Source organism: Dyadobacter sp. BE31, assembly GCF_031457695.1.
Lineage (GTDB): Bacteria > Bacteroidota > Bacteroidia > Cytophagales > Spirosomataceae > Dyadobacter.
The window spans coordinates 83,133-104,348 of sequence record NZ_JAVDXA010000009.1; the positions used below are offsets into that span (position 1 = coordinate 83,133).

A 21,216-nucleotide genomic window follows, 5' to 3' on the forward strand; every position below is an offset into this window, starting at 1 on the left:
TTTGTACAAATATCAAGCCAGCGTTTGCGGGAGCTACGCCGCCTGAACTTATGACTCTGCTGTTAGGGAAATGGTTGGAAGAGGGTTGGTTGCACCAGGCACACAACCTGGGTGCTGAAATATAACTTCTATACTAACACTATGGCGAAATATTTATTGTATTCTCCCGCCACAATAAAGATTACATTAAAATTATACCCGCAACGTATAATGATTAGAAAAAATAGCTGGCATAGAAATATTCTTTTCTAAATCCATTTTTTTCTCCTGAAAAACCAAAGAACGATGAGGGATGAAAAGACCATGAGCAGCAGCGAAAGCCAGAATCCCCACGGTTCACCGGTAGAGGGTATGTGTTGGTAGTTCATGCCGAAAATACCGGCGATCAGCGTTGGCGGCATGAAAATAATCGTCACCACGGTGAATATCTTGATCACCTGGCTCTGTTCGAGGTTGATCAAACCCATAAAGGTGTTCTGGAGGTATTCGAGTCGTTCGAAATTGAATGTGGTATATTCGAGGAGAGAATTAATGTCTTTCAGAATAATACGCAGGTGTTCCTTTCGGTCTTCCGGGAAATACTGACTCCGGAGAATGCCCGAGAGCACACGTTGCTTGTCAATACTTGTTTCGCGGAGCATCATGGTGATCTCCTGCAAGCCGCTGATGCGGATCAGGACTTCCTGCCGTGTCTTTTGCTCGTGCGTGAGATCCTTACTGATCGCCGAAATATCCCTGGAAATACCTTCCAGCGCGTCGGCATCCGCCTCTATACGTGTTTCGAGGAGTAAGAGCATAAAATCAACCCCGCCCTGTATGCTATCCGGGCTCACTTTCATCTTCTTGACCGTGTCGGCGAATGTTTTCGAATCGCCGCGACGATAAGTAAAGAGCACATTCTGATTCAGAATGAAGGAAACCGGATAGGTTTCGTAACCTTCCCGCTCTATTTTGAGAAAGTTGGAGTTGGCATTAATCGTCTCGTTCTGCTCAAAAAAACGCGAACTGCTTTCGATCTCCACGATTTCCTGAGGGGTTTGAAAACTGATATTACACTTGTTTTCCACCCATTCCTCTTCTTCCGCACTCGGAGATTGCAAATCAACCCATACGAGGTTCGGGACCTTTCCCAACTCACGGATATCGTTTTCGCGCTTAATGACTTTACCTTCCTTGTAGAATATGCGTACCATGGGTCAAAGTTGGGAAAAAAAGCCAAATGCTTAACCGTTCGTTCATCGGTGCTGCATTGGCTTGGAGCGGTCGACGGTTAAAGCTAACTTGTATTCCTTTAATACGCACACTGTGAAAGAGAAATTTTACCCGTTCAGGGTTTCGGAGGATTACTTGTCCTATTATTTCGAAAGTCGTTCGGAAGAGCGGACGATACATAAGGCTATTGAGCTTGTGAAAATTGATGAAAATACGTATAATCTTGCGCTCGGCGATTTAGGCGATGATGGGAGCTTGAATGATTCAGTTGTCAGCAATAATGGAGACATGCACAAAGTATTGGCGACGGTTTCACAAATTATTGTGACTTTTTTCGGCATGTATCGTGATAGACGAATCTATTTTACCGGGAGTTCTCCATCCAGAACCAGGCTTTACCGTTTAATTTTAAGCAGGGAACAAGCGAATTGGTCAGAGATTTTTGAAATTAAGGGCATATTGAAAGGGGAGCCATTTAACTACCAAAGTGGAGTTGACTATGAGGCATTTGTTATAACTCACAAAAATAGAGACTATGAAACCAAAGACGAAAAAGGAAGATACCCTTGACTTACCTAGGGTAACGGTGGATCCGAACCTGAAAAGCCACGCGAACGATCCATTTGTTGTCCGTAAAGTCGAAGAGGCAAAACGTGTATTAGCTACTTTAAAAAAGCCATTGTCGGAATACTATAAGTAAATTCCGCTCTTTCTGGAAAGTGTCGTATTTTTGCGTGATGCAAAATACAGCTTCTCCCGGAATATTGACGACGCAGTTCTGGTTGCTGGGCCTTAGCTCGTTTCTCTTCTCATCCAGCTTCAATATGCTGATCCCCGAGCTCCCAGCCTATCTTTCAAGTATGGGCGGGGCCGAATACAAAGGGGCAATTATTGGTTTGTTTACTCTGACAGCGGGCCTTTCCAGGCCATTCAGCGGCCGGCTCACCGACCGCGTCGGGCGTGTCCCCGTGATGGCTTTCGGTTCGCTGGTCTGTTTCGTATGTGGGTTTTTGTACCCGATCTTCACGACGGTAATGCCGTTTCTGTTGCTCAGGCTGGTACACGGCTTTTCGACAGGCTTTAAACCGACGGGGACCGCAGCTTATGTAGCGGATATCGTACCGATCAATCGCCGCGGGGAGGCAATGGGCATCCATGGCATGTGTATGAGCGTCGGTTCGGCGTTCGGGCCGGCGATAGGGAGTATGATCAGCCAGGAATTTTCTCTGAATGCCCTTTTCTATACATCGTCGTTTCTGGCATTTCTTTCCATCGCGATCCTTTTGAATATGAAGGAGACTTTGCAGGAAAAGCAAAAACTTAGCTTGAAGTCTTTTCAGATCACCCGCCGGGATATTTTCGAACCCGATGTGTTCAGTCCGGCCCTCATTACATTCCTTTGCTATTTCGGTTTCGGCGCTGTGGCTACGGTTACACCGGATTTCAGCGGTTACCTGGGTTTGCAAAACCGGGGATTGTACTTTATGATGTTTACGATATCGTCCATCATGGTGCGTCTCTTTGCCGGTAAAATATCCGATCGCCATGGTCGGATGCCGGTCACGATTGTGGGATGCATTGTCCTGATCATCGCGATGATCATTACCGGTTTTGCCGAATCAGTGTTCATGTTCCTGACTGGCGCGGCGTTTTTCGGGATAGCAATGGGTATTCTTTCGCCGGTGCTTTCAGCCTGGACGGTCGATCTGAGTGGCGACCATAATCGCGGGCGTGCAATCGCGACGATGTTTATTTCTCTCGAAGCAGGTATCGGCCTTGGGGCATTCTTGTCTGCCGAATTGTTTGAAAACCAGCGTGAGAACCTGCCGCTGGTGTTTTTCTGTATGGCTGCATTTGCATTGGCTGCGCTTTCGTATACAGTAGTTATTTACCAGTTTAAAAAGCGACGTGCCCGTGTTATTTGACGATACTTACCAAAGCATTGCTGCACCGGCAGAAGGCTTTTTCAAAGATAAGGGGAGTAAGTTTCTGGCTTATGCCTAGCCCATTGAGAACGATGAGCAAGCCAAATCGTATCTGAATGAACTGTACGAATTGCATCCCAAAGCAGTTCACCATTGCTATGCGTACCGCCTGGGTGCCGACAGGATGAGTTATCGCATGAGCGATGACGGTGAGCCGTCGGGAACAGCAGGTCGGCCGATCCTCAATACATTATATTCGAGAAATGTTACGAATGTGCTGGTGGTGGTAGTGCGGTATTTCGGTGGCACATTGCTCGGAGTGCCGGGGCTGATCAACGCGTACAAGACCGCGACCGAAGCGGCTTTGGACTTATCCGAAGTTATCACGCGGCATTATTTCAGCGTTTACAAGCTTTCATTCCAATATCCGCAAATGAACGACGTCATGCGGATCGTGAAGGAAATGGAGTTACCGGTGCGTGCTCAGACATTTGAAATGCTATGCACCGTGGAGGTGGAAGTGCGCTCCACGCTCGTCGAGCGGTTTATGACGCGCTCTGAAAAAGTGGAAGGCCTTTCCGTGGAATTGGCAGTTTAGTTGTTTTCACGAAGCATTCGTACAAAATCATCTTCGTATTCCTTAATCGCTTTCAGGAGTTCTTGCAGCTCTTTTTCTTCCGGAGTCCCTTTCTTGGCATCGAATATCTCGTCGGCTCGTTCGGAGGCTTTTTCGTATTCAGTTTCGTTCGTGATTTTCATGATCGCAGGTATTTGAATATTTCCTCAAAAGTATTCCATTGTTTTTCAATGCACAAAAAAACCGGCACGAAGGCCGGCTCTTTTGCGGGTGCGTTAGTGGGTTATGCCGGTATTAATATCCCGGATTTTGTGTCAAGGTAGGCTTGCCGTCCTTCTGGCTATTCAGGATTTCGTCTTGTGGCAGAGGATAGTACAGGTTTTTCTGAGTAAATGTTTTACCTGCCATGTATCCCCGCTTGTTGAACGTACGTCCGGATGGCTCTTTGCCTGGTACAGCTTCTTCCGCTGCATATTTGTTCAATACTTTTTCAGCAATGCCCCAGCGTACAAGGTCGAAGAAACGGTGGCCTTCCATCGCGAATTCCAGACGTTGTTCCATCCGTACCGCATTTCTAGCATAGTCAGCACCTTTTGCAGCGAAGGTTCCTGCCGGATATGGCTCTACTTTGTAAGTTACAGATTCGTCCTGTACGGAGCCGGTTTTCGCCCGGACACGGATCTGGTTCACCAGATCCTGAGCCACTGCCAGGTTACCGAGTTCGACTTCGCATTCGGCCAGCCATAAGAGCACGTGCGATAGTTTAATAAGGCGGTAGTTGTTGTTCACGTTCCGCTTGCTGGTCGAGTGGGTAGTGCTGTTTTCTTCTGCGAGATAGTACATCCATTTTTTACCAGTGAACGGTCCTGCATAAGCCTGGTCGCGGATCCAGGTCGAACCTGGCATCGGACCCCAGTCAAGGAAGTTCACACCGCGGCGGCCGACAGTCCAGTCGAGGCGGGGATCAACCGGAATGGTTTTGTCTAATGTAAATGCTGCTGATGCTACAATTCCCTCGTCGTTTGGCAAATCCACTTTGTTGTAGGTATCCAAAGAACCGTCCGCAGCAGCACCGATCATCGGAAGTCCGTTCTCAGTTTTGAATGCATTCACGAGGTTGTGTGAAGGCTGATAGAAACCGCAGCATCCACGTCCGGGAGCAGTTGCCGAATAAGGCCAGTTGAGGTTATCACCGGCGTTACCATTGTTACCGTTCGTGCCGTCGTTTACAGAAAACTGTACTTCCATGATCGACTCGGTGTTGTTGTTGCCGGCTGTGCGGTAATTGTCATGGTAGTTCGCTACCAGTTTTTTACCGGAATTCTTAACAACATCATCCAGCAAATCTTTGGCTTTGGCCCATTTTTTCTGGAAAAGAAGCGCTTTGGCAAGGTATGCTTTGGCGGCCCATTTCGTAGCACGACCTTTCTGTGCCTGTGTGGCAGGCAGATTGTCGGCTGCAAACTGGAAGTCGGCTTCTATTTTACCCCAGATATCTTCCGTATTTGGGACTTTTGTCGAGTTGGGATCGCCGGCGTTGTAAATTTTCTCGTCGATGTAAGGTACGTTGTTCCACATTTTCTTGGCCTCGAAGTGATAATGGCCGCGGAGGAAACGTGCCTCGGCAATTACCTGTGTCTTTTCGGCGTCGGTCATGTCTTTCACGTCCGGACTTCCTGCGATCTGGATTGTCTCGTTGGCACGGGCAACACCGTCGTAGGAATGCCACCATTTGCCAAGGAAATAGGTGTTGTCGGAAAGCCAGTTGTATTGTTCGATAAACGATTGCTCGGGCTGGTCACCGGCATCGGTGCCTTTTACGGCGTCGTCACTGCTGATACCCCCGAAAACGTAATTCGAAATCGTCGATTGGCGGCCTGTGTTACCGGCGCCCACGCCATCGAGTAGCGAGTAAGTGCCGATAAGCAGCGCATTTACACCGTTTTTATTGCTAAGCTGTTCTTTCGACGCTCGCCCCTGAGGTTTCAGATCAAAGAAGTCGTCGGAGCAGGAGAAGCTCAGGCCGACCAACATGCATATTAATAATGTCTTTTTCATTGTATGGTTCTCTATAATGAAGATCAATGGATGAACTAGAAATTGAAACGCAAACCGCCGAGGAACGACTTGGCCACAGGATAGGAGCCTTCGTCAACGCCCATGTGGGTATCCTGGTTGTTTTCGCCGGATCTTCTCAGGTTAATATCCGGGTCAAGTCCTGTGTATTTGGTGAATGTAAACAGGTTCTGTCCCTGAACGTAGATCTGCGCCGATCCGAGTTTCGCTTTTTTCAGCCAGTTTGAGGGAAGGTTGAATGTCAGCTGGATGTTTTTCAGGCGGAAGTAAGAACCGTCTTCCAGGAAGTAGGACGATACTTGCTGGCTGGTAGCATCACCCGAGTTCAGGCGCGGCAGCTTCGCGTTGTCGCCCGACTTCTTCCACGAGTCGTACAGCATGGTTTTGGAGCGGTTGCCCTGGAACACGTTGAAGTCTGTCCAGTATTTTACGTAGTTGAAAATCTGGTTGCCTTGCACGCCCTGGCCGAACAATGTCAGATCGAACCATTTCCAGCCTACACCCACGTTGATACCATAGTTGAAGTCGGGGTGTGGGCTACCGATAATGGTACGGTCAGCAGCAGTAATCACACCGTCGCCGTTCACGTCACGGAATTTGAAAGTGCCTTCTCTCGTATATGATCCGAATTTCGGAGCGGCATCAGCTTCGGCCTGATCTTTGATTACACCATCCACAAAGTAACCGTAGTAGCTCGCGATCGGCAGCCCGGCTTTGGTTGCGGACATTGCCGGCAGACGAGTTGTAAAACCGAAAATGGTCGCATTCGGGTCATTGTTCAATTTCAATACTTCGTTTTTGTAGTGACCAAAGTTGATACCCACCATGTAGTTGAAATCACCTTTTTTGTCACGGAAAGTGATGCCGAGGTCTACACCACGGTTGCGTACTTCACCGATGTTGGTATAAGGGATCGTACCGGAACCGGCTGTTCTCGGAATAGCGATCTGCGTCAGCATGTCGGAAGTAATACGGTTGTAAACGTCAAGCACCACTTCCAGTTTGCTGTTGAACAAGCTCGCGTCGAGACCAATGTTGGTAGAGGTGTTGGTTTCCCACTTACCATTCGAGTTTCCAAACTGAACAAGGTCAAATCCGCCTACGATCGATGTACCGGTACCGTTGATGTCATAGGCGTTGTTCTGCGGATCGGCCGCGTACAGGGTGTAAGCATTATAAACGTTAGGGATGAGTTGGTTACCGGTTTTACCCCAGCCAAAGCGCAGTTTCAAATCGTCGACGAACTTAACCGGCTTCATGAATGCCAGTTCCGTCATACGCAAACCCAGCGAGAATGCAGGGAATACACCGTAGCGGTTGGCAGCCGAGAAACGCGATGATCCGTCGCGACGTAATGTTACGTCGGCAAGGAGGAGTTCTTTAAATGCGTAGTTGATCTTTCCGAACTGCGAGAACAGCGCACTTTCCGTTGCACCGGGGCCTGCATTGCTCAAACCGGCTGCCGAACCTGCGTCGAGGTAGCGGTAGTCGAGGTCGTCGAATGCGAATGCACTCCGGCTGGCGCGGAACTCCGCTGCGTAGGTTTTCACAGCTTCTGTACCGAGCAACACGCTGAAATTATGCACACCGAATGATTTGGCATAGTTCAAAGTGTTGAACCAGGTGAACGAACGGTCAACGTTGTTGATCACGTTCAAGCTGTTGGCATTTCTCGCTTCCGCGGCTTCAATATCACGGTGGAAGTATTCCGAGCGGTTGAACTGGTTGTATTCGATACCAAGGCTCGTGCGTGCGTACAAGCCCGGAAGAATGTCCACCTGTGCAAATACGTTACCAAAAGCGTGCGTACCTTTTGTGAGGTTGTCTTTCTCGCGGTAGAGGCGCGCCAGCGGGTTGGGAGCGTTACCGAGGTTACTGCCGCGGCTTCCTGCAAATCCGTTATAGTCGGAAGTATTGGTTCCGCCCAATGCTTTCGGACCACCTGTAATATCGAATACCGGGATAATCGGGTGCACGCGGATCGCGAACATGATCGGGTTACTTTCGTCGTTGTTGGTAATCCCTTGTCTTTCGTCGTAAGAGAATGTAAAGTTCTCACCCACAGTTACCGGACCTTTCTTGAACTCGGTGTTTGCACGGAGTGAATATCTTTTGTATTTGGTATATCTCAAAATACCATTCTGCTTGAAATAGTTGGCCGAAAGCGCATATTTAGCTGCCTCGGAACCTCCGGATGCGCCTATTTGGTAGTTGGAAATCGAAGCCGGGTCGAAGATCACATCCTGCCAGTTGGTTCCCTCTTTGTTCGCCTTGGTGATGTTGAATGCAGTTTTACCAAGGGCCGGATCGGCAATGTCGTTGGTGTAGGTGTAGTTGCTGGGCAGCTCGCCATATACGTTTGGATAAATGTAATCGGCGACGGTCTGGTTACCGTTTTCATCGAACTTGTATTGAGCAGAGGGAGATGTTACCGACGGGTTTTTGCCTGCGCCAAGGTCAGCTTCGTAGAGGTACTGGCCCAGCTCCTTCGTATTCAGCAGGTCGAGCATCTTGCCGGGACGCTGGGTACCGGTGTAAAAGTCGAATGTAATGTTCGGAGCGCCGGTCTTACCTTTTTTAGTAGTAATGATCACCACCCCGTTCGCTGCACGAGCACCGTAAATGGATGCTGCGGAAGCGTCTTTCAGTACCTGCATCGACTCGATGTCGTTCGGGTTGATCTGGTTCAGCGTTCCCTGAGTAGGTACCCCGTCGATCACATAAAGCGGACTGTTGTTGTTGATCGAACCGAAACCGCGGATACGGACCATCGTACCGCCACCGGGAGAGTTGTCGTTTCCGACAGTCACCCCGGAAGCCCGTCCTTGCAGCATTTGCGTTACACTCGCAGTAGGAACGGAGGTGAGTTCTTTGGGGTTAATCACCGTTACAGCACCGGTAATATCCTTTTTACGCTGTGCCGCGTAACCGGTTACCACCACTTCGCTCAGGTTCTTGATATCGTCTTCCATCGACACATCAATGGTCGTCTGATTTCCGACAGGTATTTCCTTTTTAATCAAACCGATTGATGAGAAAACCAGGATTGCGCCGGATCCTTTCGCTTCGATCGAATAAACGCCATCGGCATCAGTGACAGTACCGACATTCGTTCCTTTCAGTTGCACGTTCACACCGGGGATGCCGGTTCCATCAGTAGAGGAGGATACTTTACCCTTGACCTGATGATCCTGGGCGTAGGACAGATGAGCTGTTATTGCGAACAGCAAAATCATGACACCCCGGAAAAGCGGGACTAGTAAATGTTTGTTCATAAATTGAGTTGGGGATGATGTTAAAAATGTATTACTAAATGTCAATATACTGTTAAAGGTAAAAATTTGAGCATTGTTTTTGGTAATATTTTTATAATTAATATTAATATACAAACGGTTACAAACTATTTTTTCTTTGAAAAATCTTATTATGCAATCGTTTGCATTGTGGGAGGACGTCTTGGAAAAAACCAATCTTCAAATCGTATACGCAAGTGGTTGCGTGTGAGAAAATTTGCAACTCAAAGCGTATTTTTGTGGTTATCAGAATTACAACTTCATTTAACAGACTAACTCACAAACTATCATCAGATTTTGGAATATTTAAATGGCCTCGAAGTGGCAGAGCAGGACCTCATCGAGGTACAGGGCGCCCGCGAACACAATCTCAAAAACATCGATGTAGCTATCCCGCGTAACAAGCTCGTGGTAGTGACGGGTATCAGCGGCAGCGGCAAATCGTCGCTCGCATTCGATACAATCTATGCCGAAGGACAACGCAGGTACATGGAGAGCTTCTCTTCCTACGCCCGCGGCTTCATCGGCGAAATGGAACGGCCCGATGTGGACAAGATCAGCGGCCTCTCGCCGGTGATCAGCATCGAACAGAAAACGACGTCGCGAAACCCGCGTTCGACAGTAGGCACGGTGACGGAGATATACGACTTTCTGCGCCTGCTCTACGCACGCGCGGGCGAGGCATACTCCTACGTGACGGGCCGGCGGATGATCAAGCAATCGCAGGATCAGATTGTGAATCAGCTCATGAGTCAGTTTCTGGGGCAGAAAATCGTGCTGCTGGCACCGGCTGTGAAAGGCCGGAAAGGGCATTACCGTGAGCTTTTCGTGCAGATTGCCCGCCTCGGTTACACCAAAGTGCGCATCGACGGTGAAGTGCAGGACATTACACCCAAAATGCAGCTCGACCGCTATAAGGTCCACGACATCGAGATCGTGATCGACCGTGTGATCCCGAAGAAGGAAGAGGAAGACCCGCAGTCGAGGTACCGCATGAGCCAGTCGGTAGCGACGGCCATTAAACAGGGTAAGGGTGCATTAATGGTGCTCGATGCGAAAGGTAACACCCATTATTTCTCCCAAAACCTGATGGACCCGGAGTCGGGTATCAGCTACGACGATCCGGCACCGAATGCATTCTCGTTCAACTCGCCTTACGGCTGGTGCCCTACCTGCCAGGGGTTGGGTATTATCGAGGAGATCACCGAAGATTCTATTATTCCCGACAAGTCGCTGAGCATTAGCCGGGGAGGCATTGCACCGATGGGCGAGTATCGCGAGGCGTGGATATTCAAACAGTTGGAGGTTTTATTAAAGAAATACAAAATCACACTTACCACTCCGCTTGAAAAATTCCCCGAAGAAGCATTGAAACTGGTGCTTTACGGCAGCGAAGAAGCAGTGCCGGTACCTTCGAAAAAATACCCGGGAACCGAATGGGAAACCAAGTTCGACGGGATCATCAACTTCCTGAAAAGACAGCAGGAATCGGGCAACGAAAAAATTCAGGATTGGCTGAAAGATTTCATGGTCACCCAAACCTGTCCCGAATGCAAAGGCAAGCGCCTGCGGAAGGAGTCGTTGCATTTTAAAATAGATAAAAAAGACATTGCCGAACTGGCCGACAGCGACATTCGCGAATTGGCCGAATGGCTGGTAGGATTGGAGGACCGCCTGGAAGAAAAACAGCGCGTGATCGGACATGAGGTTTTAAAAGAAATCCGGAAACGTGTCGGCTTTATGCTCGATGTAGGATTGGATTACCTGACATTGAACCGTGCATTGCGGACATTGTCCGGTGGTGAAGCGCAGCGTATCCGATTGGCGACGCAGATTGGAACCCAGCTGACGGGCGTGCTCTATATTATGGATGAACCGAGCATTGGCCTGCACCAGCGGGATAATGTGCGGCTCATTAATTCGCTCAAAAGCCTGCGCGACCTGGGCAATACAGTGCTCGTGGTAGAACACGACAAGGACATGATGCTCGCATCGGATTACATTCTGGACATCGGTCCGGGCGCAGGACGTCACGGCGGAAGCGTAGTTGGGGCCGGTACGCCGGAGAAATTCCTGCAAAACGGCTCTCTGACGGCCGATTACCTGGCCGGTCGTGAAGCCATCGACGTGCCTAAAAAGCGCCGGAAAGGCAAGGGCGAATCCATCGTGTTGAAAGGATGTACAGGCCATAACCTGAAAAATGTCTCCGTTTCGATCCCGCTGGGCACGATGATCTGTGTAACGGGTGTGAGCGGCAGCGGTAAATCGTCGCTGATCCACGAAACACTGTTTCCGTTGCTTAATCAGCATTTTTACAGGTCGAGAAGGGAGCCGCTTCCTTACAAATCCATCGAAGGGCTCGAACATATTGATAAAGTAATTGAAGTGGACCAGTCGCCGATCGGCCGCACGCCGCGTTCGAACCCGGCTACTTATACCAACCTGTTCACCGACATTCGTACGCTTTTCGCAGAACTGCCGGAGGCGAAAATCCGCGGTTATAAACCCGGTCGTTTCTCATTCAATGTTAAAGGCGGGCGCTGCGAGGATTGCGAAGGTGCGGGGATGAAGAAAATCGAAATGGATTTTCTGCCCGATGTACACGTGAATTGCGAAACCTGCAAGGGTAAGCGCTTTAACCGGGAGACATTAGAAGTGCGTTTCAAGGGCAAATCCATTGCCGACGTGCTTGATATGACCGTAGAGTCGGCATTGGAATTCTTCGAAAACCAGCCGAGATTACTGCGTAAAGTGCAGACTTTGAATGATGTAGGCTTGGGGTACATCACCCTTGGCCAGCATGCTACCACATTATCCGGCGGCGAGGCGCAGCGTGTAAAATTGTCGGAAGAGCTATCAAAGCGCGATACCGGCAAGACACTGTACATTCTCGACGAACCTACCACCGGTTTGCATTTCCAGGACATCCGCCATTTGCTGAATGTCCTGAATAAACTGGTTGAAAAAGGTAATACGGTGCTGATCATCGAGCATAACCTCGACGTGATCAAGGTCGCCGACTACATTATCGACGTAGGTCCCGAAGGTGGTGCCATGGGCGGCCGCATTATCGCCGAGGGAACGCCTGAGAAAGTGGCGAAAGTGAAGGGCAGCTTTACCGGCTATTTTTTACAGGAAGAGTTGAAATAAGGATTCTTGAAATCCAAAGAAGCAAAAATCCCGCGTTACACATTCGTACGCGGGATTTTTTTACATCCATTTACTCAAAAACTGGTTGAATGCCTCCTTGTACTGGTCGCTTACCGGAATGGAGGTGGCGCCGATCTGGATCGTGTTCCGCGTTACCGCACTGATTTTGTCCAGATTGACAATGAACGACCGGTGCACGCGCATGAACTTGGAAGCGGGTAATTTTTCTTCCAATGCTTTCAGGCTCGTGAGTGAAAGAATGGGCTTCGGGTCCGATTTGAGATGGACTTTTACATAATCTTTGAGTCCCTCCGTGTACAGAATGTCGTCGTAGGCGATCCGTACCAGCTGATATTCCACTTTCAGGAATAGATATTCATCCTTCGGCTCCGCAGAACCGGCCGACGAAGCCTTTTGAACCAGCTCTACGTAAGCCTGCGCCTTCGAAGCGGCACGGAGGAACTCTTCATAGTTAAAGGGTTTTAGGAGATAGTCAATGGCGTCTACGCGAAAACCATCGAGTGCGTATTGGTTGAATGCGGTAGTAAATATGATCCTCGGCGCCTTGTTTCCGGCTTTTTCAAGGACCCTGGCAAGTTCGATGCCGGTTAGGTCCGGCATTTGAATATCCAGAAAAATGACATCGATAGGCTTACTGTTTATCACCTGCAGTGCCTCCACAGCGCTGGAATACCTGCCGGCCAGGTTCAGGAACGGCGTTTTTTCGATAAATGCGCACACCAGTCCGAGCGCTAAGGGCTCATCGTCGACAGCGATGCACTCCAATGTGATACTCATGCCGTTTCCAGTTCGAGGTGTACTTCAAACTCTTTTTCCTCCTTATTCTCGGTTACTTCCAGCTGGTATTTGCCGGGATAAAGCAGGTCGAGGCGGCGCTGGGTATTGGCCAGACCGATGCCGTTACTCTCATCCAGAATAGCCCTTTTGTCGGTGAACAGCGTATTTTTGACTTCTACAAAAATCTTGTGTCCTTCCTGGCGGATCTGAATGTCGATCCGGCTGGGCTGAACGGCACTTACACCGTGTTTGAATGCATTTTCGATAAAGGGTAGGAATAGCATAGGTGCAATGGAAACGTCGTGGAGCGGGTTAGGCGGATCGAGGTGCACGGTTACCTTGTCGGTAAGGCGCAGCTGCATCAGCTGGATATAATCCTGTGCAAATGCGATCTCCTGACTCAGTAACACCGTGCCGTGCTGGGTTTCGTACAGCACGTAGCGCATCATACGCGAGAGCTTGTGCAACGCCTCACGCGCGGCCTCCACGTCAATCACAGTGAGTGCATAAATGTTATTCAGGGTATTGAAAAAGAAATGCGGGTTGATCTGCGCTTTGAGGAATGAGAGCTCGGAGTTGATTTTTTCCTTTTCCAGGTTCTGGCGGTATTGCTTGTCGAGTTGCGCGGTACGGACTGCCGCGACGCTGGTACTGAGCCCGATGATCATCAGGGCGGTGAGTAATGCGAAGTAATCGAGGCGGTCGTGGCGTTTCTTGTCGCCATTGGCTTCCCGGGCCAGTTTAAAAGCACGGTCCATTTGCTCACCGTGGTTGATCGCTATTTTTACCTGCTCGGTAATGACCGCCAGCATGACTACCGACACGATATTGAACAGAATAAACCGGGAGTACTTGTTTTTGGCGAGGAATTTCGGGAACCAGATGTAGTAGTTCAGGTAAAATATCGTGATCAGCAGTGAGAACAACACAGCCTGTTTTACCCAGAAGCTCATCGGAAACTCGATCTGCCAGCTCAGGGGTTGCCACATCAAGAATAAGGCCAGAAAACTCCATCCGAGTAAATGGAGGAATAACGGGGGGTATTTCCGGGCAGTACGCGTATCCATTTAGCAATTAGTTAGTTTCAATGTGATTTGAACGCAACACATCACTGCAATCTTACGGGGAATTTACGAAACCACCTATTTCAATCGATCAACGTGCCCCGAATACCGACCGGCGGCGCGTCGTAATCTATTAATGGAGCACTTTGTTAGAGCTCTGTCATTTCCAGGGATATATCGTTTGAAAACGCCCTTTGATCGGTACATCTATCCTATCCATCTATTCCTTTTTTTTAGCCGGACTTTACCTGGTTATTTTGAAATTCGAAAAGTACACTTTTAAAACCCCAACCATGAAACTTGTTTTACAACTTACATTCCTGGCTGTGTTCTCAGGGCTTACATCAACGGCTTTCGCCCAGTTTCCGGGCGGAGGAGGCGGTGGCGGCGGATTTCGCGGTGGCGGCGGAGATTTCCGCGGAGGCGACAGGCAGCGGCAGACGGTCATTCCGGGAACGGCAGAAGACACTCCTAAGGGCAGCGGAAAGATCACGGGCGTACTCGTGGATTCTACATCCAAAAAACCGGTAGAATTTGCAGCATTATCTTTGGTGGATACCAAAACCAACAACCCTATCGATGGTACTACGACCGATGAAAAAGGGGAATTTACACTTACGAAAGTCGCGTCGGGTAATTTCAAGATCCTGATTTCCTTCATTGGATATAAAACAAAGACGATCAACAATGTGAAGATCGATCGCAAGACGGAACTGAACATGGGGACCGTCACGCTGGTGCCGGATGTGGTTCAGCTCAATGAAGTCGAAGTGGTAGGTATGGCGCAGATGGTGGAGGAAAAAGTGGACAGGCTCGTTTACAATGCTGAAAAAGACATTACCAGCAAAGGTGGCGATGCGTCCGACGTGATGAAAAAGGTGCCGATGCTGACCGTCGACCTGGATGGTAACGTCTCGCTCCGTGGTAGCTCCAACGTACGTGTTTTGATCAACAATAAGCCTTCGACCATTATCGCAACCAGCGTGGCCGATGCATTGAAGCAGATTCCGGCAGATATGATTAAGTCGGTGGAAGTGATCACTTCCCCTTCTGCACGTTATGATGCGGAGGGTTCTGCGGGTATTATCAACATCATTACCAAGAAAAGCACCATCCAGGGCGGTACGCTCAATCTCGACACAGGTATCGGTAACCGCGGCTCTAACCTCGGCTTGCGTGGTAACTATCGGGTGGGTAAAATGGGTTTCAGCCTGGGAGGTTTCGGCCGGTTCAACTACAATATGCCGGGTAAATCGGAGAACACCCAGACCGGGAAACAGAGTAACTTCAGAACGCTTCAGACCAGTGATTCCAAAAACAAAATGGCGTTCGGGTCGTATAACTTCGGCTGGGACTGGGAGATCGATGCGAAAACTTCTTTGTCTGCAGGCGTGCGTTATGGAATGCGTAATAGCAAAATCGATCAGGAACTTTACACTTATAACACTGTCAACGACACCACCCGCACGAGCTTCCGCGATGTAAACAGCAAGGACCTTTCAGGTACCTGGGATGTGAATGTCGATTATATGAAGACATTGGCCAAAGCGGGCCAGGAATTGAGCATTTCGACTCAATACAGCCGCAATAACCGCACGAACGATTACGACGCAGATGTGTATTCGCTGAGTAATGCGCAATTGAAGGATTTACTAGGTTCGACAGGTAACAACAACAGCAGCCACAACCAGGAAAGCACCGTTCAGGTCGATTACCAGACGCCGATCAAGGATAACCAGATGCTGGAAGTTGGTGGTAAAGGTATTTTCCGCCAGGTTGTGAGTAACTATGATTATTATTCTAATGGCAGCCTTGGACAGCCGCAGCCAGCCAGCAATCTGAACTACGATCAGAACGTGGCTGCCGGATATTTATCCTATACTTACACTACCAAAAGCCGTTTTACGGTGAAAGCAGGTACGCGTTACGAGTACACGAGCATCGACGCGCAGCAAGGCGAGGGCGGGGATTTGAAACTGCCTGCTTATGGTAACCTCGTGCCGAGCATCAACCTTTCGCAGACATTCGGCAAAGGGCAAACCATTAAACTTGCCTACAACCGCCGTCTGCAACGCCCGGGTATCCAGTTCCTGAACCCGAATACGAATGCTGCTAACCCGCAGAATATCACCGTGGGTAACCCGAACCTGAAACCCGAGCTTACCGACCAGGTAGAATTAGGAACGAGCTTCTTCAAAAACTCGCTTTATGTGAACGTTTCGACATTCGCGCGTTTTACCAACAGCTCCATCGAGAGCATTCGTACCACCAGCGCCGATGGTGTGATCACGACGACGTACGGCAACATTGGTTCGAAGAAGAACTATGGCGCGAACATTTTCGGAAACGTGACATTCTTTAAAAGATGGCAACTGGGCGGAGGTTTCGACTTCTACTATGCCGATTTGTCGAACAACAGCCCGGATCCTGCATTGCAGAACTCCAACAGCGGTTTCGTGTTGAGCGGCCGTTTCCGTACCAGCTTGAATATCAAAAACGGCTGGGGTTTGCAAGCGGGCGGATTCATGCGTGGACGTGATGTGCAGTTGCAGGGAACACAGGCCGGTTTCAGGATGTACGATTTCGGTGTACGCAAAGATTTCAAGAACAAGCGCGGAAGCATCGGCTTCGGAATGGAGAATTTCCTCGCGCCTTCGTTCAAAATGAAGACGAGCCTGGAATCGAAGACATTTACCCAGAACAATACCAACTTCTTGTATAACCGTGGTTTCCGCGTAAACTTCTCTTACCGTTTTGGTAAAATGACTTTCGTGGAGCAGAAAACCCGCAGAAGAAAGTCCGTCAACAACGACGACCAGAAATCTGATGGCGGCGGTAATATGGACACCGGTGGCGGCGGCGGAGCGCAAGGAGGTGCCCCAACACCGGCAGTTACACCAGCGGCGGGTGGTCGCGGTGCAGGTGCACCGGGAGGTCGTCCGTCAGGGGCTGTGGCTCCCGGAGTGGCAACTCCCGGCACAACAGCGGACAGCACAGCTCGTCCGGCACGCCAGGGGGGATTTCAGGGTCGCCCCGGACAGCCGGGAGCACGCCCGGATTCGACACAATTCAAACCGGATTCAACCCGCGTACGTCCCGACAGCAGCACGGTGAAGCCTGACAGCACTGCCCGCCCGGCAATTCCGGCGGATTCTACTGCATTGCCAGCGAAACCAGCTACGCCGGCTGATTCTACCAAGAAAGATTAACAGATTTCTATAAGCAAAGAAGCCCGGCTGATATCAACCGGGCTTCTTTTGTTTTTGACAATATTTTAAAGGGAGCTGTTTTGCTGCTTAATGCTCGCCAGAATGCGGTCGGCGCCTGCTGCCAGCAATTCTTCTGCCAGCGAGGTGCCCAGTTCCTGTGGAAACGCGTGTCCGCCGCTTTCTGCTTTGCGAATGATTTCCGAGCCGTCGAGGCTGATAATGCCGCCCGTCATCCGGATTTCCTCCTCATGCAATGTCGCCATCCCGAACACCGGAATGCTGCAACCACCTTGCAGGTGTTTCAGGAATGCCCTTTCTGCCAAGAGACAGGTTTCGGTAGGTTCGTGGTTGAGGAGTTCTCTCAGCTTGCTCTTTTTCTCAGCATCCAGTGAAACCGCGCATTCAATAGCGACGCTGCCCTGGCCTACTGCCGGTGTAAATTCGTCGAGGAGCAAATGCTCAGCGATTTTGTCGTCGTATTCCATGCGGTGTACGCCTGCGTATGCAAGCAGGAGCGCATCGCACTGGCCTTCCTCCAACTTGCGGAGGCGCGTTTGCAGGTTGCCTCGCATATCCACCGTTTTGATATGCGGGTAATAATGTTTCAAAACCGCCACCCGGCGTGTGGACGACGTCCCAACTGTGAAGGACTCGCCGCTTTTGAGTGACAATGTGGTATCGTGGCTTACGAGGACATCATTCGCATGCTCGCGCTCGGTGAATGCGATGATTTCAAATGCATCGTCCAGTTGTGATTGAAGGTCTTTGGCGCTATGCACCGCGATATCGATAGCGCCGCTGCGGAGCTGGTCTTCCAGCTCTTCCGTAAAAACCCCCTTACTGCCGATTTTCGAAAGCGACCGGTCGAGGATTTTATCACCCTTCGTTTCAATAATAACGATTTCCGTTTCAATACCGCCCTGCTGCAAGAGAGCCTCGACATAATACGCCTGCCAAAGTGCGAGCTTGCTCCCGCGGGTTCCTATTTTTATATGCATGGTAATTTGTACAATGTAAGGCCAGTTTCTGTTTTTAATAGGCCTGTATTAAAATCTCCGCCGGAATATGAAGCTTCTCATTCAGCCTGCGGATCATACTTAAATTCAATTTTCGTTTGCCGGAAAGGATTTCTGATTTACGGGACCGGTACCCCAGTATCTCCGACAGTTCTTTTTCTGAAATACCCATTTGCTCCAACCGAAAACGGATCGCCTCCAACGGGCTCGGTTTGGGAATCGGGAAATGCACATTTTCGTAATCCTTTACCAATATGGAAAGCACTTCCAGCTCGTCCGATTCCTTCGAGTCAGGCGCAATATCGGCTTGCATCAATTCATAAATGCGTGCCAGGTAGTGTTCGTACTGTTCGTTATTTTTTATTGGCCCGATCATAGCTGATTGTTCTTGCGTCAATTTTGTCGTACTCCTCATGCGTTCCAAACCAGACGATAAAAACGATTTTCAATCTATATTCAATATCCACAATCAGCCGGTAATGGTTCCCGTGGATGTTGAACACCACCCGTTTCTGGTTGAGCACCGACGCATTTCGGTATTGCCCTTTCATTTCATTCGGAGAATTCCATTCGGCGGACTCGGCCTCCTGGTTCCAGGCAAGCAGCGATTGTTCCGCTTTGGGGTAGGCCCTCGTGTAATTTCGTAGTGTCTGTGTAGCGATGATACGCATCTTTCGTGCAAAGATAAAGGATTGTTACCATTTTGGTTACGTCAAATTTCTTTAAATGGAACGTCGATCGTTGCAGTAATGAAAGTGCTTCTTTTTCAGGCGGCGAAGTTATTAGTTTATGCCAAAATGAGCCAGCCCAATTTTCACGATCATGGTAATTATTTGCGACTGATTTCTGGTACAATGACTGAAAAATACCCGTAAATTGACCTAGTCAAACTCGCCACCATGGAAAACAAAGGCCTAATCTTCATTCCCGACATCAGCGGGTTTACGCGGTTCATGCATGAAATCGAGATACAGCACGGACGGCAGATTATCCAGGAATTGCTGGAAACGATCGTGAATGCGAACCAGATGGGCCTTGAAATTTCCGAGATCGAAGGCGATGCGATCCTTTTCTTCAAATTTGGCGAAGCGCCGGAACTCGAAACACTATACCGGCAGGTGGAGAAGATGTTCTGTGATTTTCACCAATACATCATCGCTTATGACAATCGCCGGTTCTGCCAATGCAAATCCTGCATTTCGGCTGTGAATCTGACGTTGAAAGTCGTGGCGCATTATGGCGAGTTTACTACTTATCAGGTCAAGAATTTCAGGAAGCTGATCGGGAAGGACATTATCGTTGCGCATCAGTTACTGAAAAACGATATCGACCAGCACGAATACTGGCTGGTCACCCAAAACCTGCTGAATGGGCAGAAACCGGATGGTTTTACGGAATGGATGCAATGGTACCCGGGTTCCAAAACGACCGAAAATGAGCAGATTCCTTTTCAATACACTCAAATAGGACCACTGAAAGACAGTATTCCGCCGTATACTCCGCCGCTGTTAGAGCCGAGGGAAAAAGTGCAGGTACTGTTGGTCGCCAGAGAATATGATGCGAATATTAAAAAAGTATTCTTCACTTCCGGGCACCTCGAATTGCGTTCCCGATGGCAGGATGGTCTGAAATCCATTGAAGAGCTCGATCATTTCCTCCCGGGGATAGGCTCGCGCCACAGGTGCATACGCGAGGACGGTGAAACGGTGATGTATGCCAGCGGCTTTTCGTACGACCCGGAGACCCGGATCGTTTTTAGCGAGTCCGATGAAAAGCTTACCAGCACGCTTCATTTCGTGCTCGAAAAGCTGGCAGAAAACCGCACGCGCCTCAGCTTGGAATATTATCTCAAAAGAGACCCTTTGAAACAACTTGCATTCAGGTTGTTCAAAAAGGACAAAATGGAAGAGGAATTCCGGAAATCGCTGGCAAATCTGGAACAGCTGCTCCCGGAAATCACCTTACCTATCGATTTTTAAATCCCGACGGTATCACCTTCGTCGGTAACGATTTTGTCTTCAATGTAAGACACGATCAGCGATGCGATGTCGATGCCGCTGACTTCCTCGATACCTCGTAAGCCAGGCGAAGAATTGACTTCCATGACCAACGGCCCACGTTCGGATTGCAGCATATCCACCCCGGCAATTTTTACGCCCAATGCCTTCGCCGCCGCAATAGCCGTATGCTCTTCTTCGGGCGAAAGCTCGATCATACAGCCCGAGCCGCCGCGGTGAAGATTGGAGCGGAAATCGCCTTCGGCACCCTGGCGCTTCATGGCGGCGATCACCTTGTTGCCGATCACAAATGCACGGATATCGGCACCTTTGGATTCCGCCACATATTCCTGGATCAGGAAGTTGGCCCGCAGGCCATAGAATGCCTCGATGGTCGATTTCGCTGCTTTGATTGTCTCGGCGAGTACAACGCCCACACCCTGGGTGCCTTCCAGCAATTTGATGATCACCGGCGGGCCGCCTACCATATGAATGAGCTCATTGACCTGTGCTGGATTTTTGGCAAAGACCGTCTTTGGAATATCGATACCGGCCTTCGCGAGTACCTGCATGCTGCGCAGCTTGTCGCGCGAGCGCAGAATGGCCTGCGATTTTACTGTGGTAAATACCTTCATCAGTTCGAGCTGGCGAACCACGGCGCAGCCGAATGCATTCACCGATGTGCCTATGCGGGGAATAGCGGCGTCGATGCCGGTAACGGGCTTACCCTTGTAAACAACGGTCGGCTTGCCGCCTTCGATCATGACAAAGCATTTGACGTGGTCGATCACAACCGCTTCGTGTCCCTTTTGTTTGATTGCCTCCACCAGACGCCTGGTTGAATACAGGTCCGGATTGGTGGATAATACGGCGATTTTCATAAAAATGTTTTTAGAAAA

16 protein-coding genes are annotated in these 21,216 nt (G+C 49.6%); 6 read left to right on the forward strand and 10 right to left on the reverse strand.

Features of this window, described 5'->3' with window-relative positions:
- Window positions 1-248 precede the first annotated feature (248 nt).
- Window positions 249-1,193, reverse strand: a complete 945-nt coding sequence (corA, locus tag J2Y43_RS32280) for a magnesium/cobalt transporter CorA (RefSeq protein ID WP_309993052.1) — start codon at window positions 1,191-1,193, stop codon at window positions 249-251.
- A gap of 112 nt (window positions 1,194-1,305) precedes the next feature.
- Here corA and J2Y43_RS32285 point away from each other — a divergent pair, with 112 nt between their 5' ends.
- The 3 genes from J2Y43_RS32285 to J2Y43_RS32295 all read left to right on the forward strand — a co-directional run bounded on the left by J2Y43_RS32285 (window position 1,306) and on the right by J2Y43_RS32295 (window position 3,735).
- Window positions 1,306-1,782 (forward strand): DUF6934 family protein, encoded by a 477-nt coding sequence (locus J2Y43_RS32285; protein WP_309993050.1) that lies wholly within the window; start codon window positions 1,306-1,308, stop codon window positions 1,780-1,782.
- 167 nt (window positions 1,783-1,949) lie between these two features.
- The gene (locus tag J2Y43_RS32290; RefSeq protein WP_309993047.1) at window positions 1,950-3,137 is read left to right on the forward strand and encodes an MFS transporter; all 1,188 of its coding nucleotides are present in this window, start codon (window positions 1,950-1,952) and stop codon (window positions 3,135-3,137) included.
- Between the two features lie 82 nt (window positions 3,138-3,219).
- Complete coding sequence (locus J2Y43_RS32295) at window positions 3,220-3,735, forward strand: YigZ family protein (RefSeq protein WP_309993241.1); 516 nt, start codon at window positions 3,220-3,222, stop codon at window positions 3,733-3,735.
- On the opposite strand, the gene J2Y43_RS32300 is transcribed toward J2Y43_RS32295, so the two are convergent.
- The 3 genes from J2Y43_RS32300 to J2Y43_RS32310 form a co-directional block, all read right to left on the reverse strand.
- Window positions 3,732-3,896, reverse strand: coding sequence for a hypothetical protein (locus J2Y43_RS32300; RefSeq protein ID WP_170118904.1), 165 nt, complete (start codon window positions 3,894-3,896; stop codon window positions 3,732-3,734). The genes J2Y43_RS32295 and J2Y43_RS32300 overlap by 4 nt on opposite strands.
- A gap of 112 nt (window positions 3,897-4,008) precedes the next feature.
- Window positions 4,009-5,772: a RagB/SusD family nutrient uptake outer membrane protein gene (locus tag J2Y43_RS32305; protein ID WP_309993045.1), complete on the reverse strand. Its 1,764-nt coding sequence runs from the start codon at window positions 5,770-5,772 to the stop codon at window positions 4,009-4,011.
- A gap of 35 nt (window positions 5,773-5,807) precedes the next feature.
- The gene (locus tag J2Y43_RS32310) at window positions 5,808-9,065 is read right to left on the reverse strand and encodes a TonB-dependent receptor (RefSeq protein WP_309993043.1); all 3,258 of its coding nucleotides are present in this window, start codon (window positions 9,063-9,065) and stop codon (window positions 5,808-5,810) included.
- Between the two features lie 315 nt (window positions 9,066-9,380).
- Between J2Y43_RS32310 and uvrA the strand changes: the two genes are divergently transcribed.
- Window positions 9,381-12,233 (forward strand): excinuclease ABC subunit UvrA, encoded by a 2,853-nt coding sequence (gene uvrA, locus J2Y43_RS32315; RefSeq protein WP_309993041.1) that lies wholly within the window; start codon window positions 9,381-9,383, stop codon window positions 12,231-12,233.
- 60 nt (window positions 12,234-12,293) lie between these two features.
- Here the strand turns inward: uvrA and J2Y43_RS32320 are convergent, their stop codons facing one another.
- A complete protein-coding gene (locus J2Y43_RS32320; RefSeq protein ID WP_223408287.1) occupies window positions 12,294-13,025 on the reverse strand; it encodes a LytTR family DNA-binding domain-containing protein in 732 nt (243 codons plus the stop codon).
- Window positions 13,026-13,027: 2 nt separating this feature from the next.
- On the reverse strand, window positions 13,028-14,098 hold the full coding sequence (locus J2Y43_RS32325) for a sensor histidine kinase (protein WP_106599102.1): 1,071 nt from the start codon (window positions 14,096-14,098) through the stop codon (window positions 13,028-13,030).
- Between the two features lie 290 nt (window positions 14,099-14,388).
- On the opposite strand from J2Y43_RS32325, the gene J2Y43_RS32330 reads away from it, so the two are divergent.
- Window positions 14,389-17,304 carry a TonB-dependent receptor domain-containing protein gene (locus J2Y43_RS32330; RefSeq protein ID WP_309993037.1) on the forward strand — a complete coding sequence of 972 codons (2,916 nt, stop codon included), beginning with the start codon at window positions 14,389-14,391 and terminating at the stop codon, window positions 17,302-17,304.
- Window positions 17,305-17,369: 65 nt separating this feature from the next.
- Here the strand turns inward: J2Y43_RS32330 and hemC are convergent, their stop codons facing one another.
- Genes hemC through J2Y43_RS32345 form a run of 3 tightly spaced genes read right to left on the reverse strand, consistent with a single transcriptional unit; the run spans window position 17,370 to window position 18,991 of the window.
- Window positions 17,370-18,302: a hydroxymethylbilane synthase gene (hemC, locus tag J2Y43_RS32335; RefSeq protein WP_309993035.1), complete on the reverse strand. Its 933-nt coding sequence runs from the start codon at window positions 18,300-18,302 to the stop codon at window positions 17,370-17,372.
- 34 nt (window positions 18,303-18,336) lie between these two features.
- Window positions 18,337-18,696 carry a transcriptional regulator gene (locus J2Y43_RS32340; protein ID WP_309993032.1) on the reverse strand — a complete coding sequence of 120 codons (360 nt, stop codon included), beginning with the start codon at window positions 18,694-18,696 and terminating at the stop codon, window positions 18,337-18,339.
- Complete coding sequence (locus J2Y43_RS32345; RefSeq protein WP_309993030.1) at window positions 18,674-18,991, reverse strand: type II toxin-antitoxin system HigB family toxin; 318 nt, start codon at window positions 18,989-18,991, stop codon at window positions 18,674-18,676. The genes J2Y43_RS32340 and J2Y43_RS32345 overlap by 23 nt, the downstream gene beginning before the upstream one ends.
- A 228-nt stretch (window positions 18,992-19,219) precedes the next feature.
- Between J2Y43_RS32345 and J2Y43_RS32350 the strand changes: the two genes are divergently transcribed.
- Window positions 19,220-20,299 carry a DUF2652 domain-containing protein gene (locus J2Y43_RS32350; protein ID WP_309993027.1) on the forward strand — a complete coding sequence of 360 codons (1,080 nt, stop codon included), beginning with the start codon at window positions 19,220-19,222 and terminating at the stop codon, window positions 20,297-20,299.
- Here the strand turns inward: J2Y43_RS32350 and rimK are convergent.
- Complete coding sequence (rimK, locus tag J2Y43_RS32355) at window positions 20,296-21,198, reverse strand: 30S ribosomal protein S6--L-glutamate ligase (RefSeq protein ID WP_309993024.1); 903 nt, start codon at window positions 21,196-21,198, stop codon at window positions 20,296-20,298. The genes J2Y43_RS32350 and rimK overlap by 4 nt on opposite strands.
- Window positions 21,199-21,216: the final 18 nt, after the last annotated feature.

Bases quoted from the DNA above. Each gene is read 5' to 3' on its own strand.
- J2Y43_RS32300 (WP_170118904.1), bottom strand. From the start codon at position 3,896: ATGAAAATCACGAACGAAACTGAATACGAAAAAGCCTCCGAACGAGCC.
- rimK (WP_309993024.1), bottom strand. From the start codon at position 21,198: ATGAAAATCGCCGTATTATCCACCAATCCGGACCTGTATTCAACCAGG.
- J2Y43_RS32330 (WP_309993037.1), top strand. From the start codon at position 14,389: ATGAAACTTGTTTTACAACTTACATTCCTGGCTGTGTTCTCAGGGCTT.
- corA (WP_309993052.1), bottom strand. From the start codon at position 1,193: ATGGTACGCATATTCTACAAGGAAGGTAAAGTCATTAAGCGCGAAAAC.
- J2Y43_RS32305 (WP_309993045.1), bottom strand. From the start codon at position 5,772: ATGAAAAAGACATTATTAATATGCATGTTGGTCGGCCTGAGCTTCTCC.
- hemC (WP_309993035.1), bottom strand. From the start codon at position 18,302: ATGCATATAAAAATAGGAACCCGCGGGAGCAAGCTCGCACTTTGGCAG.
- J2Y43_RS32345 (WP_309993030.1), bottom strand. From the start codon at position 18,991: ATGCGTATCATCGCTACACAGACACTACGAAATTACACGAGGGCCTAC.
- J2Y43_RS32350 (WP_309993027.1), top strand. From the start codon at position 19,220: ATGGAAAACAAAGGCCTAATCTTCATTCCCGACATCAGCGGGTTTACG.
- J2Y43_RS32340 (WP_309993032.1), bottom strand. From the start codon at position 18,696: ATGATCGGGCCAATAAAAAATAACGAACAGTACGAACACTACCTGGCA.
- J2Y43_RS32290 (WP_309993047.1), top strand. From the start codon at position 1,950: ATGCAAAATACAGCTTCTCCCGGAATATTGACGACGCAGTTCTGGTTG.
- J2Y43_RS32325 (WP_106599102.1), bottom strand. From the start codon at position 14,098: ATGGATACGCGTACTGCCCGGAAATACCCCCCGTTATTCCTCCATTTA.
- J2Y43_RS32310 (WP_309993043.1), bottom strand. From the start codon at position 9,065: ATGAACAAACATTTACTAGTCCCGCTTTTCCGGGGTGTCATGATTTTG.